Annotated in this window: 1 protein-coding gene; it reads right to left on the minus strand. The window is 67.7% G+C overall.

Annotated elements, in window-relative coordinates:
• On the minus strand, positions 1 to 1302 hold a 1302-nt coding region (locus WEB06_03930), incomplete at both ends, for an excinuclease ABC subunit UvrA (GenBank protein MEX2554764.1).

Raw genomic sequence — 1302 nt, forward strand, 5'->3', positions numbered from 1 at the left:
CCTGGAACCGCTTCCCCTCGCACACCTCGCACGGCGTGGAGACGGTCTCCATGAAGCCGAGCTCCGTGTAGATCACCCCCGCGCCGTTGCAGGTCGGGCAGGCGCCCTCGGAGTTGGGGCTGAACAGCGCCGGCTTTACGCCGTTCGCCTTCGCGAAGGCCTTGCGGATCGGGTCGAGGAGGCCGGTGTACGTCGCCGGGTTGCTCCGCCGCGAGCCTCGGATCGGCGCCTGGTCCACGGCGACCACACCTTCCTGACCCGACACCGAACCGTGGATGAGGGAGCTCTTCCCTGACCCGGCTACGCCGGTCACCACGACAAGCACACCAAGCGGGATATCGACATCCACGTCCTGGAGGTTGTGCGAGGAGGCGCCGCGGATCTCCAACTTGGCCGTGGAGGTGCGCACCGTCGGCTTCAGCGAAGCGCGGTCGTCCAGGTGCCGCCCGGTGAGCGTGCCGCTCGACCGGAGCGCGTCGACGGCGCCCTCGAACACCACTTCGCCACCGGCGCTGCCCGCGCCCGGCCCGAGGTCGACGACGTGGTCCGCGATGGCGATCGTTTCCGGCTTGTGCTCGACGACGAGGACGGTGTTGCCCTTGTCGCGCAGGCGCAGCAGGAGGCCATTCATGCTCTGGATGTCGTGCGGATGCAGGCCGATGGTCGGCTCGTCGAAGACGTAGGTGACATCCGTGAGCGACGACCCGAGGTGACGGATCATCTTCGTGCGCTGCGCTTCGCCGCCCGACAGCGTCCCGGCCGGTCGGTCGAGCGACAGGTAGCCGAGCCCGATCTCCACGAACGAGTCGAGGGTGTGACCGAGCGCCTTGAGCAGCGGCGCGACGGACCGCTCGTCGAGGCCGCGCACCCACTCGGCGAGGTCGCTGATCTGCATCGCGCAGGCGTCCGCGATGTTCTTCCCCGCGATCTTCGAGGACCGTGCGCCCTCGCTCAGCCGGGTGCCGCCGCAGTCGGGGCAGGTGGTGAACGTCACGGCCCGCTCCACGAATGCCCGGATGTGTGGCTGCATCGCGTCGACGTCCTTGGAGAGCATCGACTTCTGGATGCGGGGAACGAGTCCCTCGTACGTCATGTTCGCGCCGGCGACCTTCACCTTCCGGGTGTCGCCGTAGAGGAAGTCCTCCCGCTGCTTCTTCGTGAACTTCACGATGGGTACATCGGTAGGGACGACAGCGCCGATGATCTTCACGTTCCAGCCATCGGCGGTGTAGCCGGGGATCGTGAGCGCGCCCTCCTCGAGCGACTTCGACTCGTCGAAGAGCTGGGTGAGGTCGATGTCGT

This window comes from Actinomycetota bacterium (genome assembly GCA_040905475.1).
GTDB lineage: Bacteria > Actinomycetota > AC-67 > AC-67 > AC-67 > DATFGK01.